The organism is Trinickia sp. (genome assembly GCF_051953405.1).
Taxonomy (GTDB): Bacteria; Pseudomonadota; Gammaproteobacteria; order Burkholderiales; family Burkholderiaceae; genus Trinickia.
On sequence record NZ_JBQCIV010000148.1, the window covers coordinates 1 to 15,353 of the forward strand.

The following is a 15,353-nucleotide window of genomic DNA, read 5'->3' on the forward strand; positions in this document are numbered from 1 at the left end:
TCGCCCTTGCTGATCTTGTCGCGAATCAGCGCGTCGCGCGTGGCGCGATCGGGGATGCGCAGCAGCGCCTCGGCCAGACACATGAGGGCCACGCCTTCCTGGCTCGACAGCGAGAACTCGTGAATGAGGCCCTCGACGCCGCCGCCCGTGCGCTTGGCCCGCAGCGTTTCGACGAGCTTCGTCGCGAGCTTGCCGACATCCGTCGAGAGCTGCTCGGGCAGACGCGCCTCGCCGATCAAAAAGGGCACGCACTCGGGTTCCGGGCGCCGGTAGGCGGCCGTGATCGCCGCGCGCAAGACCGATTGCGGCTGCACGTTCTGCGCGAAATCGAGGAACGGATGCAGCGCGCTCTCGTCTTCGTGCTCGCCGGCAGCGCTCTCGGAGAGATCGCCCATGTTGGTCACGCCCGACAGCTCGGGGGGCAATTGCCCATGCTCGATTTTCTCGAGGTAGGCGAAGATCGCCTGCTTGATGAGCCAGTGAGGCGTGCGCTCGAGGCGGGAAGCCGCTTCTTTGAGACGGGTGCGGAGGAGGTCGTCGACTTTGACGCCGAGAGTAGTGCTGGCCATGATTCCTTCGATCGCCGGAGATTGACGCCGGCCGATGACTAAAAAGTTGGCCGAATCGTACGCCTTCAAATAAAAAGGTGCAACCAAATCCCCTACGAGGTTGCACCCCTTTCAAACCCTTTGCCCGCAAGGGTTGCCGCGAAAACGCCGCCGCGCGGAGATCGCCGGTTGCGCTCGGTGTTTTCCCTGACGTGAAAACGGTCCCACCGCCCTATTGCGGTGCCGTGGATTGCCGTTAACGCAGGTAAGCGCACTAGCGCACGGTGAACGCCGGGAAAGGAGAGGCGAAATGGAAAAGTGGATCGTGATCGGCGGAATTTGGACGCTGGCCGTCGTATGCCTGGCGCTGTTCGTACGCGGCGCATCGCCCGCTCATAGCCGTGCCGTGGCGCTGGCCCGCGTGCGTCAGGCCCGCCTCAGGGCCGAAGCGGCCAACGATGCGCTCCTGACCGAGCGCCGCTGACGAGCGGATCGAGTATCCGCCAAAACAAGGGAGCGACTGCCTCGGACGCGTGCGACGCAACCGAGCGACAGGGGCACCGGGCGCGGGTTGCGCCCACCGCCCGACGCAATCGCATGAAATTCAGATCGCACCCACCTCGAGGTCCATCATGATTTGTTCGAACGAAAGCCGGTCCTCCGCCCGCAATCGGCAGGCAGGGCAACGCCGGCGCTCGCCCTTTGCCGCCTGTGCGCGGCCGCTCGCCTCGCCGGCGCCGAGTTATACGAACCGCGTGCGTACGCGCGCCCGCAGCGCCCGCAGCCGTCTGCGCTACTAAGTCTGTGTACTGAGCTGAAGCTCGGCTACCGAGTCGCCCCCGAATCGATCCCCTCCGGCGCCCCCGCCCGACGCTCGGCGCCGTCCGCTTCCTTGCCCACCGCGGCATCGGTGCGCTCAAATATCGAGCGGATCGACCTCGACGCTCCAGCGCAGCACCCCTTTCAACGCGCGCAGCATCGGTTGCCAGGCGCGCAGCGTCGCAAGCAGCGATGCGCGCGACGCGCTTTCGAGCAGCAACTGGGCGCGATGCACATTGGCGACCTTGACGATCGTCATCGGGACCGCGTCGTAGACGGTGACGCGCTCGGCAAACGGCACTTGCGCCAGCGCCTCGCCGGCCGCGGCCAGAAACGCCAAGGCCGCGTCCAGCGTCCGGCCCTCCGCGCGTAGCAGCGCTTGATAAACGAACGGCGGCAACTGCGCGTCGCGCCGCTCGGCCAGCGTCGCGTTCGCAAAGCCGACGTAATCGTGACGTCCTAGCGCATGGTAGAGCGCGTGCCGCGGATAGCGCGTTTGCACGAGCACTTCGCCCGGTAGTCCCGCCCGCCCGGCGCGGCCGCTGACCTGCATCAGTTGCGCGAAGAGCCGTTCGCCCGCGCGAAAGTCGTGTGAAAACAGGGCGGCATCGGCGTTGAGCACGCCAACGAGCGAAACGCGTTGGAAATCGTGTCCTTTGGCGATCATCTGGGTGCCGACGAGAATGTCGACTTCGCCGGCATGCACGTTGGAGAACAGCGTCTGCGCGCTGCCTTTGCGGCGCGTACTGTCGGCATCGATGCGCAACACGCGCGCGCCCGGTACCAGGGCCGCGAGCGTTTCTTCGACGCGTTGGGTGCCGCGCCCAAGCGGCGCGATGTCGACGTTGCCGCAATCGGGGCACGCACGCGGCACGCGCGCCTCCCAGCCGCAGTGATGGCAACGCAGCGTGTGCTCGCTCTTGTGCAGCACGACATAGGCGCTACAGCGCGGACAGCCGGCCAGCCAGCCGCAGGCATCGCAGGCGAGCACCGGTGCGTAGCCGCGGCGATTGAGGAAGACGAGGCTCTGCTCGCCGCGCTCGAGCCGCGCCTTCAGTGCCGCCGCGAGCGGCCCGGAAATGCCGTCCACGCTCCCCCGCCCGCGGCGACGCTCCTCCTCGAGGTCGATCATTCTGACCGAGGGCAGCACCGCCTCGGCCACGGCGCGCCGCGACAGCGAAAGCCGCCGGTAGCGTCCCTGCTCCGCTTGCCACCAGCTTTCGAGCGACGGGGTGGCCGATCCGAGCACGACGGCGATGCCTCGCTGCTTCGCGCGCCAAACGGCCAGGTCGCGTGCGGAATAGCGCAAGCCTTCCTGCTGCTTGTACGCCGGCTCGTGTTCCTCGTCGACGACGATGAGCGCCAGCGCCGGCAGCGAAGCCAGGACGGCCAGCCGCGTGCCGAGCACAATCCGGGCGCGGCCCGTGTGCGCGGCAAGCCAGCTCCTCGCGCGCTCGCCGTCGGCCATGCCGCTGTGCAAAGTGACGATCGAATCGTCTCCCGCCAAGCTGGCGAAGCGCGCACGAAAAGCCGCTTCGAACTGCGGCGTCAGATTGATCTCGGGCACGAGCACAAGCGCTTGCGCATCGGGCCGTGCGTCGAAGAGCCGCTCGAGCGAGCGCAGGTAGACCTCGGTCTTGCCGCTGCCGGTCACCCCGTGCAGCAGAAAGGGGGAAAAACCTTGCGCGGCGGCGATCTCGTCTACCGCCTGTCGTTGCTCGTCCGTGGGCGCGGGGCGCATCGCGCGTGCTAGCTCGGGGGCGCCTTCCTGCGCGCCCGTCGCGCCGGCGTGCCCGTCGAATGCGGTGCCGCCGTCGGTGTCTACTTCCACCCACCCCTGCGCCTGCCAATCGGCCAGCGTGGCACCGGCCTTGGGATGCAAGGCGCGCGCATCCGCCGCGTCGAGCGGCCCGGCCTCTGCCAGCGCCTGGGCCAGCCGGCGCAGCGCCGCGGCACGCGCGGGCAGCGCATCGGGCAAGGCGGCGCGCCCCGCCGCCGTCAAACGGAAACGCGGTGCCACGGCGAATAGCCGCGCCCAGCGCGCCGGATCGCGCAGCGCCTGCGGCAAGGCCGGCAACGCCACCTCCCCAAGCGAACGCTGGTAGTAATCGGCGGCGAAAGTGGCCAACGCAAGCCATTCGGCCGAGAGCGGCGCGCAGGCGCTGCACGCGGCTTCGATCGTGCGCACGCGATCCGCGGGCACCTCCGTGTGGGCGCTCACTTCCACGACGAGCCCCACGACGCTGCGCTTGCCGAACGGCACAGCGACGAGGGTACCGGGTACCGGCGCTTGAGCGTCGCACCGGTAATCGAAGAGCGTGGGCAGCGGATGATCGAGGGCGACGCGAACGAACGTCTCACTCATGCGCGACGGCTCCCTGACGCAAGCCTTCCGCGCGCGCGTTGTATTGCACGCGGGTGGAAGACGGATCGACCGGCATGAAGTTAAAGTGAAACATGAGATTCGTCGCTAACCTATGGATCTCGCAGCACTTTGCGGCCTAGCGACAGCCGCCTGTGGATAACTTTGTTGAAAAGTGTGTCGCCGCTGCCCAGGAGAGGCCGTCGCGCTGACATTCTGTGGGAAAACGCACACTGGCGCGCCCGGGCGCAAACCCTTGTCGGTCAAGGCCGCGCCCTGTGAGGTACAGGGTTTGGGCTGCGGCGTCAACCGTCGCCGGCTCTACCGCGCCGCAACGAGAAGAATGTGTATAAGTCAAGTCTTGACAAGTGCAAGATGAGCCGGCGATGCCATTTTCGGGGCAATTCGCGCCCTAGATCGAGAGCCCAGTAGTTTGCACCGCAGCAAAACGGTCGCCTTATTCGGGGCGGGATGCGGTGCGCATGGCGCGACTGTATCGGTGCACTTCATCGACGAGTTCGGCGACATGTTCCGGCGGCGTGAATTGCGAAATGCCGTGGCCGAGATTGAATACGTGCCCCGGGTGATTGCCGTAACTGTCGAGCACCGCCCGTGCTTGGGCGCGGATGGCGTCCGGCGAGGCGAACAGCACCGTTGGATCGAGATTGCCTTGCAGCGCAACCCGCGAGCCGACGCGCTCGCGCGCTCGGCCGAGGTTGACCGTCCAATCGAGGCCGACCGCATCGACGCCGCATGCGGCAATATCCTCGAGCCAAAGACCGCCGCCCTTCGTGAACGTGATGACGGGCACGCGCGCGCCGTCGTGCTCGCGCACGAGGCGCTGCACGACCGCGTCGATGTAATGCAGCGAAAACCGCTGAAAAATGCCATCGGCCAGCGCCCCGCCCCACGTATCGAAAATCATGACGGCTTGCGCGCCCGCTTCGATTTGCGCGTTCAAGTACGCCGCGACGGCTTGCGCGTTGATGTCGAGAATCCGGTGCATGAGATCGGGACGCGCGTAGAGCATCGACTTGACGGTACGGAAGTCGTCCGAGCCGGCCCCTTCGACCATGTAGCACGCGAGTGTCCACGGGCTGCCCGAGAAACCGATCAGCGGCACGCGCTGGCGCCCTTGCCCGTCGGTCAACGCACGGCGTATCGCTTTGACGGCATCGGTCACATAGCCGAGCGTGGCGTCGATATCGGGCACCCGCAAGCGCGCGACGTCCTGCTCGGTACGTACCGGGTGCGCGAACCGGGGCCCCTCGCCCGCGGCGAACGATAGCCCCAAGCCCATGGCATCGGGCACCGTGAGGATGTCGGAAAAGAGGATCGCGGCGTCGAGCGGAAAGCGTTCGAGCGGCTGGAGGGTCACCTCCGTCGCGAAATCGGGATGCTTCGCCAAGCCGAGGAAGCTGCCGGCCCGCGTGCGCGTGGCGTTGTACTCCGGCAGATAGCGGCCCGCCTGGCGCATGAGCCAAATCGGGGTGTAATCGGTCGGTTGGCGCAGCAGCGCACGCAAAAACGTATCGTTGAGCAAAGTGGAAGGCACGGGGGTCCTGCGCGAGGGCGAGGCAAAAGAGACCGCCATTTTACCGGACCCCGGTAGGCGGATCGCGTGGGATACCGACCTTTGCACGGTGGACCGTCTGCGCCATTTTGGCGCAGCTATCATCGAGCGAAGGCCTGCATCCGACAGCCCCATCCGCCCTCGATGCAAACAAGGAGACCTCGATGAACAAAAAGCGGCTCAACAGCCTGGCGATCGGTGCAATCACGCTGGCCGCGGCCTGCACGGGCACGGCGGCGTTCGGCCAAGGCGCCGATACCGCCCCGGCAGCGTCGCCGCACTCGCGGCTCGACACCGTGCTCGCGCGCGGCACACTGCAAGTGTGCACAACGGGCGACTACAAGCCCTATTCGTTTCGCAAGCCCGACGGCGCGTTCGAAGGCATCGACATCGACATGGCCGAATCGTTGGCGAAATCGCTGGGCGTCAAGGTCGAGTACGTCAAGACGACGTGGGCCAACCTCATGAGCGATTTCCTGGCCAAATGCGATATCGCCGTGGGCGGGGTATCGACCTCGCTCGAGCGTCAAAAGCACGTATTCTTCACGCAGCCGTACATGATCGACGGCAAGACGCCGATCGCGCGTTGCGCCGATGTCGACAAGTACCAAACGCTCGCGCAGATCGACACGCCGGCCACGCGCGTGATCGTCAATCCCGGCGGGACGAACGAACGCTTCGCGAAGCAATATTTCACGCACGCGAAGGTGACCGTCTATCCCGATAACGTCACGATCTTCAAACAGATTCTGGACGGCAAGGCCGACGTCATGGTGACCGACGCATCGGAAACGTTGCTTCAGCAAAAGCTCAACCCCGGGTTGTGCTCGGTGCACCCCGACAAACCGTTCCAATACGGCGAGAAAGCCTACATGCTCCCGCAAGGGGACGTAACGTTCCAGCAGTACGTCGACCAGTGGCTGCACCTCGCGCGCGCGACGGGCGAGTTCCAGTCGATTTCGGACAAATGGCTGAAATGACATGAGCATCGGCGCCGCGCCGGGGGCAAGCGACACCCGGCGCCTGGCGCCCACGCTGGCTCACTCGGGCACGCGCGGTGCCGGGGCGTTGGCGCGATGCGTGGAACCGAACAGCCGCTCGTGTTCCACTTTCACACAGACGTTCATCGCCACGTCGAGCCCTGCCGCGGCGGCTCGCGCGGCGGCTTCGTCATTGACGACGCCCACTTGCAGCCAAAGCGACTTCGCACCGATGGCGATGGCTTGATCGGCGACTTGCGCCGCTTGTTCGGGCCGACGAAAGACGTCGACCATGTCGATGGCGGCTCCTTCCTGAGCCAGAGCGTGCGCCGCATCGGCAAGCGACGCGTAGCAGCGCTGCCCCAGCACCCCGGCCGTGTCGTTCGCATAGGCGGGATTGACGGGCACGATGCGATAACCGTGCGATTGCATGTACGCCGCCACCGAATGGCTCGGGCGATAGGCGTGGGTGGACAAGCCGACGACGGCGATGATCCGGTCTCGATCGAGGATGCGTTTGAGTGTCTCGGGCTCGTTCATTGTGTTGCTGCATCGATGGGTAAAAAATGTCGGCATACGCAAACGCCGGTCAATTTCGCGCGTACCGTGCACGCCGAATGGGCATCTTAAGCCGGTCATTCCGTAGACGAAACCCGTTTTCGCCGGTTTTTTGATAAAATGCCGAGACAGTATTCAAACCACATTTCGTTTCTTCTCATTAAATCGGCAATACTGACGCAATTGCCGCTCGCAACACGTAAAAAATCCCGTAGCGCCTTATCCGGCGGGCGTTACAACCTGAAACACTTTGTTACCGCGTCGCTTTCTCAATTCGCCCACAATGCCCTTCAACGGTTTCAACACGGATGTGTCGCCGCGCGGGTTGCTGCAAACGATTGGCAGCAAAGTGTGCGACGGCGGTTACCGAATCGGTTCGGGCATCTCTGTTGGAGTCGTTGTCGATGCACGGCAATCGGCCGAGCGGTACGCAGCGGCTCCTTCGTTGGTCTCCTCGCGCTAACCCCGTAGCGTGTGGTTTTTAGCGGGCTATCAAGCCCGCTTTTTTTTTGCCTGCTCAAAACCCCGCGGGTTTTGCGCCTTTGAGTTCGTCCATCATCCGCTCGCGCATGATGAACTTTTGCACCTTGCCCGTCACGGTCATCGGCATGTCGTCGACGAAGCGGATGTAGCGCGGCACTTTGTAGTGCGCGATCTGTCCTTGGCAAAACGCTCGAACGTCTTCCTCCGTCAGCGTGTCGCCGGGACGCACGACGATCCAAGCACACACTTCTTCGCCGTATTTCTCGTCGGGCACGCCGAACACCTGCACGCTCTGAATCTTAGGATGCCTAAATAAAAACTCTTCCACCTCGCGCGGGTAGATGTTCTCGCCACCGCGGATCAGCATGTCCTTCAGACGGCCCACGATGTTGCAATAACCGTCCGCGTCGATCGTCGCGAGATCGCCCGTGCGCATCCACCCGTCGACGATCGCCTCGTTCGTCCGTGCCTCGTCCTCCCAATACCCGCGCATGACCGAATAGCCGCGCGTCCATAGCTCGCCCGTCTCGCCGATGCGCACCGTGTTGCCCATCGGGTCCACCACCTTCGCTTCGAGGTGCGGCGCAATGCGCCCGACGGTCGACGTGCGCTTATCGAGCGGATCGTCTGTCGCGCTTTGGAACGACACCGGGCTCGTCTCGGTCATCCCATAGGCGATCGTGATCTCCGAGAGGTGCATGCGCGCCACGACGCGCTTCATCGTCTCGATCGGGCACGGCGAACCGGCCATGATGCCCGTGCGCAAGGTGCTCAAATCGAACGACGAAAACTCGGGAAGATCGAGTTCGGCGATGAACATTGTCGGCACGCCATGCAAAGCGGTGCAACGCTCTTCGGCACAAGCGGCAAGGGTTGCCGCGGGGTCGAACGCCTCGCCCGGAAACACCATTTTTGCGCCGGCCGATACGCTCGCGAGCACCGACAGCACCATCCCGAAGCAGTGGTACAGCGGTACCGGAATGCACAGCGCGTCGGCCTCGGAAAAGCGCATCGCCATCGCGATGTAGCGCGCGTTGTTCACGACGTTTCGATGCGTCAGCGTCGCGCCTTTCGGATTGCCCGTGGTGCCGCTCGTGAATTGAATATTGATGGGGTCAAGTGGCGACAGCGTCGCACCGATCGCCTCCAGATCGATCTTCTCGCGCGCCACGCGACCGCACTCGATCAAATCGGAAAATGTCATCATGCCCGGCGTCTGCGTGTCGCACATGCGCACGACGAGCCGCAGCCCGGGCAGCCGCGCCGCGCGCAACTGGCCCGGTTCGCACTGCGCAAGCTCGGGCGCCAGCGTCTGCAGCATCTCCACGTATTTCGACGTCTTGAAGCTTTCCGCGGCGATGATCGCGCAGCAACCGGATTTGTTCAGCGCGTACTCGAGTTCCGCCAGCCGGTAAGCCGGATTGACGTTGACGAGGATCGCGCCGATCCGCGCGGTGGCAAACTGCGTGAGCAGCCATTCGACACGGTTCGGCGACCAGATCCCGACGCGATCGCCGCGCTCAATCCCGGCCGACGCCAAGCCCGCTGCAAGCACGTCCACTTCATCGGCGAATTCGCGCCAGGTCCAGCGAATGCCCTGCTCTCGAAAGACCACCGCAGGCCGGTCGGGGACACGCGCGGCGGTGTCGCGCAAAAACTGCCCGATCGTCGCCTCGCTGAGCGCGATCTCGGTGCTGCCTCGTACGTACGAGAGCCCATCGATGGGCGCAATGAGCGCGCCCTCCTGCGGAAGCTGCGTCGGCATCTCGATGTCTCCAAGTCTTGAAGAATATTTTTCCGATCGATTGTGCCACCGAGCACGGCTCGCCCGCATCAAGTCTTACCCGCAGCCACGGCACCGCCCGCCGAAAAAAAAGCCGCTCGAGCGTGGCTCGGCGGCTTTAATTTCCTACTTATCATCCTTTTTCGCAGGAATTTTCCCGATCGCGTGCGGCGGGATCCTGCGTTGCGCGCTTATGTCGCAGTGTTCGTTTCGTCGGTCAGTGCTGCCCGCGAATCTTGCGCAGACGCGCGATCGCGGCGAGCTGCGCCGTGGCATAGGCCAATTCGGCCTGCGCCGTCGCGTACTCGATGTTCGAACCCGAGTTCTGCATCGCTTCCTCGGCACGCTTGCGCGCTTGCTCCGCCTTCGCTTCGTCGAGATCCTTACCGCGAATCGCCGTATCGGCGAGCACGGTCACGGCGCCCGGCTGCACTTCGAGAATGCCGCCGGCCACGAACACGAACTCTTCTTGGCCGTTTTCGGCCTCGATGCGCACGGCACCCGGGCGAATACGCGTGATGAGCGGCGTGTGGCCCGGCAAAATACCGAGTTCACCCGCCTCGCCCGGCAGCGCGACGAACTTCGCCATGCCCGAGAAGATCTGCTCTTCCGCGCTGACGACGTCTACTTTGATGGTTGCCATATCGATTCCTGTGCAAGCCTCGGTTGAGCGTGATGCGTACGGCGAAGTCGGCGCTCAACCTAAAAGCGCCGACACCGCCATCCATGCCATCACATCGACCGTTACTGGATCTTCTTGGCCTTTTCGAAGGCTTCGTCGATCGTGCCGACCATGTAGAACGCTTGCTCGGGCAGGTGATCGCACTCGCCTTCGACGATCATCTTGAAGCCGCGGATCGTTTCCTTCAGCGGCACGTACTTGCCCGGCGAACCCGTGAACACTTCAGCAACGTGGAACGGCTGCGACAGGAAACGCTGGATCTTACGCGCACGCGCCACCGACAGCTTGTCTTCCGGCGAGAGTTCGTCCATGCCCAGAATCGCGATGATGTCGCGCAGTTCCTTGTAGCGCTGCAGCGTTTGCTGCACGCCGCGCGTGATCGAGTAGTGCTCTTCGCCGATGACGTTCGGGTCGATCTGACGGGACGTCGAATCGAGCGGGTCCACGGCGGGATAGATACCGAGCGACGCGATATCGCGCGACAGCACGACCGTTGCGTCCAAGTGGCCGAACGTCGTAGCGGGCGACGGGTCGGTCAAGTCATCGGCAGGCACGTACACGGCTTGCACCGACGTAATCGAGCCCTTCTTCGTCGACGTAATACGCTCTTGCAGCTTGCCCATTTCTTCAGCCAGCGTCGGCTGATAGCCCACGGCAGACGGCATCCGGCCGAGCAGTGCCGACACTTCGGTACCGGCCAGCGTGAAACGGTAGATGTTGTCGACGAAGAACAGCACGTCGAGGCCTTCGTCGCGGAAGTGCTCGGCCATCGTCAGGCCCGTCAGCGCCACGCGCAGACGGTTGCCCGGCGGCTCGTTCATCTGACCGTACACGAGCGCGACCTTGTCGAGCACGTTCGAGTCCTTCATTTCGTGGTAGAAGTCGTTCCCTTCACGGGTCCGCTCGCCCACGCCCGCGAACACGGAGTAACCGCCGTGTTCCTTCGCGATGTTGTTGATGAGCTCCATCATGTTCACGGTCTTGCCCACACCGGCGCCACCGAACAAGCCCACCTTACCGCCCTTCGCGAACGGGCAGATCAAATCGATCACCTTGATGCCCGTTTCGAGCAGTTCCGTCGACGGCGACAGTTCGTCGAACGCCGGCGCCTTTTGGTGGATCGAGCGCTTCGTTTCGCTTTCGATCGGACCGGCTTCGTCGATCGGACGGCCGAGCACGTCCATGATGCGGCCCAGCGTCGGCTTGCCGACCGGCACGCTGATGGGCAGGCCCGTGTTCTTCACCATGACGCCGCGGCGCAGGCCGTCGGACGCGCCCAAACAGATCGTACGCACGACGCCGTCGCCCAGCTGCTGCTGAACTTCGAGCGTCAGTTCCGTGCCTTCGAGCACGAGGGCGTCGTAGACCTTCGGCATGTGTTCACGCGGGAATTCCACGTCGATCACCGCGCCGATGCACTGTACGATCTTGCCTTCTACCAAAGCAGTAGTACTCATCGCTTTTCCTTTAGATACTCAATTCTTCACTCGCGCAAACGGCGCGTTGGACGGGTCGACCCGACTCGCGTTACACCGCGGCGGCACCACCCACGATTTCCGACAGTTCTTTCGTAATCGCGGCCTGGCGGCTCTTGTTGTAGACGAGCTGCAACTCGCTGATCACCGTCTTCGCGTTATCCGACGCCGCCTTCATCGCAACCATGCGCGCCGATTGCTCGGACGCCATGTTTTCCGCAACGGCCTGATACACCAGCGCCTCGACGTAGCGAACGAGCAGCTCGTCGACGACCGCTTGCGCGTCGGGTTCGTAGATGTAATCCCACGCGGAATTCGGCGTCGTCTCGTCCTTCTCGAAGTGCTCCGCCGACAACGGCAGCAGCTGCTCGATCACGGGCTCTTGCTTCATCGTGTTGACGAAGCGCGTGTACGCGAGATACACGGCCGATACCTTGCCTTCCGAGTACAGATCGAGCTGCACCTTCACCGCGCCGATCAGCTTTTCGAGGTGCGGCGTATCGCCGAGCTGAACCACGTGCGAGACGACCTTCGCGCGCACGCGATTCAAGAACCCGAAACCCTTGCCGCCGATCGCCGTCGCTTCGACGGTTTGGCCTTTTTGCTCGAGTTCCTTGAGCTTGTTCACCGTCGCGCGCAGCACGTTCGTGTTCAAGCCGCCGCACAGACCCTTGTCGGTCGTGACGAGGATGATGCCGGCCGCCTTCGCGCCTTCGTTCGCCACCATGAACGGGTGACGATACTCGGGGTTCGCACGGCTCATGTGCGCAGCGATGTCACGGACCTTGTCGGCGTACGGACGAGCAGCGCGCATGCGCTCCTGGGCGCGGCGCATCTTCGATGCGGCCACCATCTCCATCGCCTTCGTGATCTTGCGCGTGTTTTGCACGCTCTTGATCTTGCCGCGAATTTCCTTCATTCCAGCCATTGCTTGCTCCTGATCGAAGCGGCGCTCGCCTTGCCGAAATCGAATCGCTTCGTTGACGACTTACGCGCGCCGCTTCAAGGTCCTTATGCCTCGATCAATAAGCACCCGACTTCTTGAAGTCCTTCAGAGCGGCGTGCAGCGCTGCTTCGTCGTCCTTCGACAAGTCTTTCGTGTCTTCGATGCGCTTGATGAGATCGGCATGGCTCGTCTTCAGGAACTCGCGCGCGCCCTTTTCGAACGACAGCACGTCCTTGACTTCGAGATCGTCGAGGTAGCCGTTGTTCGCTGCGAACAGCGAGACGGCCAGCTCCCACACCTGCAGCGGCTGATACTGCGGCTGCTTGAGCAGTTCCGTCACGCGGCGGCCGCGCTCGAGCTGCTTGCGGGTGGCTTCGTCGAGATCCGATGCGAACTGCGCAAACGCGGCCAATTCGCGATACTGCGCCAAGTCGGTACGAATCCCGCCCGACAGCTTCTTGACGACCTTCGTTTGAGCCGCACCGCCGACGCGCGACACCGACACGCCCGCGTTGATCGCGGGACGGATACCGGCGTTGAACAAGTCGGTTTCGAGGAAGATCTGGCCGTCCGTGATCGAAATCACGTTCGTCGGAACGAAGGCCGTCACGTCGCCGGCTTGCGTTTCGATCACGGGCAGTGCCGTGAGCGAGCCGCTCTTGCCCTTCACTTCGCCATTCGTGAACTTCTCGACGTACTCTTCCGAGACGCGCGCGGCGCGCTCGAGCAGACGCGAGTGCAGATAGAACACGTCGCCGGGGTACGCTTCACGGCCCGGCGGGCGGCGCAGCAGCAGCGAGATTTGGCGATACGCCCAAGCTTGCTTGGTCAAATCGTCATAAATGATGAGGGCGTCTTGGCCGCGATCGCGGAAGTACTCGCCCATCGTGCAGCCCGAGTACGGCGCGAGGTATTGCATCGCGGCCGATTCCGAAGCCGACGCCGCCACGACGATCGTGTACGCCATCGCGCCGGATTCTTCGAGCTTGCGCACCACGTTCATGATCGACGAAGCCTTTTGGCCGATCGCGACGTAGATACAGACGAGGTCTTTGCCCTTCTGATTGATGATCGCGTCGACAGCCACGGCCGTCTTGCCGCATTGGCGGTCGCCGATGATCAGCTCGCGCTGGCCGCGGCCGATCGGCACCATCGCGTCGATCGACTTCAGACCCGTTTGCACCGGCTGCGACACCGACTTACGCCAAATCACGCCCGGAGCGATCTTCTCGACCGCGTCGGTCATCTTCGCATTGATCGGGCCCTTGCCGTCGATCGGATTGCCGAGTGCATCGACCACGCGGCCGATGAGTTCGGGGCCGACCGGCACTTCCAGAATGCGGCCCGTCGTCTTGACGATGTCGCCTTCCGAGATGTGTTCGTATTCGCCGAGAATCACGGCGCCGACCGAATCGCGCTCGAGGTTCAGCGCGAGGCCGAACGTATTGCCCGGGAACTCCAGCATTTCGCCTTGCATCACGTCCGACAGGCCGTGGATGCGCACGATACCGTCGGTCACGGAGATCACGGTGCCCTGGTTGCGAACGTCCGTGCTCGCTTCAAGGCCCTGGATCCGGCTCTTGATCAGCTCGCTGATCTCAGAGGGATTGAGTTGCATTATTCGCTCCTGATAGTCAATTCTGTTGCGTGCCGTGCGTGTGCGCGCCGCGTGTTAGGCGGTCAGCGCCGTGCGCATGTCGGCGAGCCGTGCGCGAACCGAGGTGTCGAGCACTTCGTCGCCGACGGTGACGCGCACGCCACCGATCAACGATGCATCGACTTGAACCGTCGGCTTGAGCTTGCGCCCAAACTTGCGCTCGAGGCTCGCGACGACATCGGCGAGCTGGGCCTCTTGCAGCGGGAATGCGCTGACGATCAGCGCATCGGCCGCGCCTTCGCGAGCGTTTTTCAGTTCATCGAACTGGACAGCGATTTCGGGCAGCAGCGAGAGACGGTGATTGTCGACCAGCATCTGCACGAAGTTCTTCGCTTGCGGCGAGTCCTTCAGCGACGACTGCGCTGCGGCGAGCAGCAGGTCGACGACCTGTGCGCGGCTCACCTTCGGGCTCGATGCGACCGACATGAGCTCGGGCAGACGCGCAACCTGGCCCAGCTCCTGCACGAGAGCGGACCAGGCGGCGAGGTCACCGCCAACGGCAACGCTGAACAGCGCTTCTGCGTAAGGACGGGCAACGGTTGCTAGTTCGGCCATGATCAGAGCTCGGCTTTCAGTTGGTTGAGCAGTTCGGCATGTGCCGCCTGATCGACTTCGCGCTTCAGGATCTGCTCGGCGCCCTTGACCGCCAGCGTCGCCACTTCGGTACGAAGCGATTCGCGCGCCTTCACGACTTGGTTGTCGGCCTCGGCCTTAGCCTGGGCGATCATGCGCGCGGCTTCCGCTTGAGCGTTGGCCTTGATTTCCTCGGCCACGGCCAGTGCGCGCTTTTCGGCGTCGGCGATACGTTGCTGACCGTCGTTGCGCGCCTGCGCGAGTTCCTGATCGACGCGCTTGTGCGCCGCTTCGAGTTCCGTCTTGCCCTTCTCGGCGGCCGCAAGGCCATCGGCGATCTTCTTCGCACGTTCGTCGAGGGCTTTCACCATCGGCGGCCACACGAACTTCATCGTGAACCACGCGAGGATCAGGAACACGACCATTTGCGCAATCAGAGTTGCGTTGAGATTCACGGTGTTTCCTTAAACGTTGCTATATCGGAAAGTGAAACGGCAAGGCGCTCATCGACGTTACGTTCGATCAGCGCCCGAAGCCTGTCGTTTCGCCCCTGCGCCGCCCATGCACACGCGCGGCGCAAAACTCCGAGGAACCTTAGCCTGCCACCAACTTCGAGAGCAGCGGGTTCGCGAACGCAAACAGCATTGCCACACCGACGCCGATCAGGAACGCCGCGTCGATCAGACCAGCCAAGAGGAACATCTTGGTTTGCAGCGGGTTCATCAGTTCCGGCTGACGCGCGCAAGCTTCGATGTACTTGCCGCCCATCAGGCCGATACCGATACAGGCGCCGATTGCACCCAGGCCGATGATGATGCCGATACCGATGGCGGTCAGACCTTGGATGTTGGCGATGAAAGCTTGCATGATCACTCCTTTGTAAAAGACTTTTTGGAACTGGATTTAAAGAAACG

The 15,353-nt window shown here is 63.5% G+C and carries 13 protein-coding genes and 1 pseudogene; 2 read left to right on the forward strand and 12 right to left on the reverse strand.

Going from position 1 to position 15,353, the window contains the following annotated elements; all coding sequences use genetic code 11:
* Positions 1-569, reverse strand: a pseudogene (locus tag ACTHN9_RS26550) (trifunctional transcriptional regulator/proline dehydrogenase/L-glutamate gamma-semialdehyde dehydrogenase); the annotation flags it as partial.
* Positions 570-858: 289 nt separating this feature from the next.
* Between ACTHN9_RS26550 and ACTHN9_RS26555 the strand changes: the two are divergent.
* Complete coding sequence (locus ACTHN9_RS26555; protein ID WP_440539806.1) at positions 859-1,032, forward strand: hypothetical protein; 174 nt, start codon at positions 859-861, stop codon at positions 1,030-1,032.
* Between the two features lie 432 nt (positions 1,033-1,464).
* Here the strand turns inward: ACTHN9_RS26555 and ACTHN9_RS26560 are convergent, their stop codons facing one another.
* Entirely contained in the window at positions 1,465-3,732 is a 2,268-nt protein-coding gene (locus tag ACTHN9_RS26560; RefSeq protein WP_440539807.1) for a primosomal protein N', read from the reverse strand.
* A gap of 454 nt (positions 3,733-4,186) precedes the next feature.
* Positions 4,187-5,284, reverse strand: a complete 1,098-nt coding sequence (hemE, locus tag ACTHN9_RS26565) for a uroporphyrinogen decarboxylase (protein ID WP_440539808.1) — start codon at positions 5,282-5,284, stop codon at positions 4,187-4,189.
* Between the two features lie 182 nt (positions 5,285-5,466).
* Here hemE and ACTHN9_RS26570 point away from each other — a divergent pair, with 182 nt between their 5' ends.
* Positions 5,467-6,282 (forward strand): transporter substrate-binding domain-containing protein, encoded by an 816-nt coding sequence (locus ACTHN9_RS26570; RefSeq protein WP_440539809.1) that lies wholly within the window; start codon positions 5,467-5,469, stop codon positions 6,280-6,282.
* Positions 6,283-6,342: 60 nt separating this feature from the next.
* Here ACTHN9_RS26570 and ACTHN9_RS26575 read toward each other — a convergent pair whose 3' ends face one another.
* From ACTHN9_RS26575 to atpE, 9 genes are all read right to left on the reverse strand, one after another.
* Complete coding sequence (locus ACTHN9_RS26575) at positions 6,343-6,822, reverse strand: CoA-binding protein (RefSeq protein ID WP_440539810.1); 480 nt, start codon at positions 6,820-6,822, stop codon at positions 6,343-6,345.
* Positions 6,823-7,357: 535 nt separating this feature from the next.
* Complete coding sequence (locus tag ACTHN9_RS26580) at positions 7,358-9,088, reverse strand: AMP-binding protein (protein WP_440539811.1); 1,731 nt, start codon at positions 9,086-9,088, stop codon at positions 7,358-7,360.
* Positions 9,089-9,323: 235 nt separating this feature from the next.
* The gene (locus ACTHN9_RS26585; protein WP_440539812.1) at positions 9,324-9,749 is read right to left on the reverse strand and encodes a F0F1 ATP synthase subunit epsilon; all 426 of its coding nucleotides are present in this window, start codon (positions 9,747-9,749) and stop codon (positions 9,324-9,326) included.
* A gap of 101 nt (positions 9,750-9,850) precedes the next feature.
* On the reverse strand, positions 9,851-11,245 hold the full coding sequence (gene atpD / locus ACTHN9_RS26590; RefSeq protein ID WP_102644243.1) for a F0F1 ATP synthase subunit beta: 1,395 nt from the start codon (positions 11,243-11,245) through the stop codon (positions 9,851-9,853).
* Positions 11,246-11,315: 70 nt separating this feature from the next.
* Entirely contained in the window at positions 11,316-12,191 is an 876-nt protein-coding gene (atpG, locus tag ACTHN9_RS26595; RefSeq protein WP_440539813.1) for a F0F1 ATP synthase subunit gamma, read from the reverse strand.
* A 94-nt stretch (positions 12,192-12,285) separates the two neighbouring features.
* Entirely contained in the window at positions 12,286-13,827 is a 1,542-nt protein-coding gene (gene atpA, locus ACTHN9_RS26600) for a F0F1 ATP synthase subunit alpha (protein WP_440539814.1), read from the reverse strand.
* A gap of 54 nt (positions 13,828-13,881) precedes the next feature.
* Complete coding sequence (locus ACTHN9_RS26605; protein ID WP_440539815.1) at positions 13,882-14,421, reverse strand: F0F1 ATP synthase subunit delta; 540 nt, start codon at positions 14,419-14,421, stop codon at positions 13,882-13,884.
* A 2-nt stretch (positions 14,422-14,423) separates the two neighbouring features.
* Positions 14,424-14,894, reverse strand: a complete 471-nt coding sequence (locus ACTHN9_RS26610) for a F0F1 ATP synthase subunit B (protein ID WP_440539816.1) — start codon at positions 14,892-14,894, stop codon at positions 14,424-14,426.
* A gap of 139 nt (positions 14,895-15,033) precedes the next feature.
* Positions 15,034-15,306, reverse strand: coding sequence for a F0F1 ATP synthase subunit C (gene atpE, locus ACTHN9_RS26615; protein WP_440539817.1), 273 nt, complete (start codon positions 15,304-15,306; stop codon positions 15,034-15,036).
* Positions 15,307-15,353: the final 47 nt, after the last annotated feature.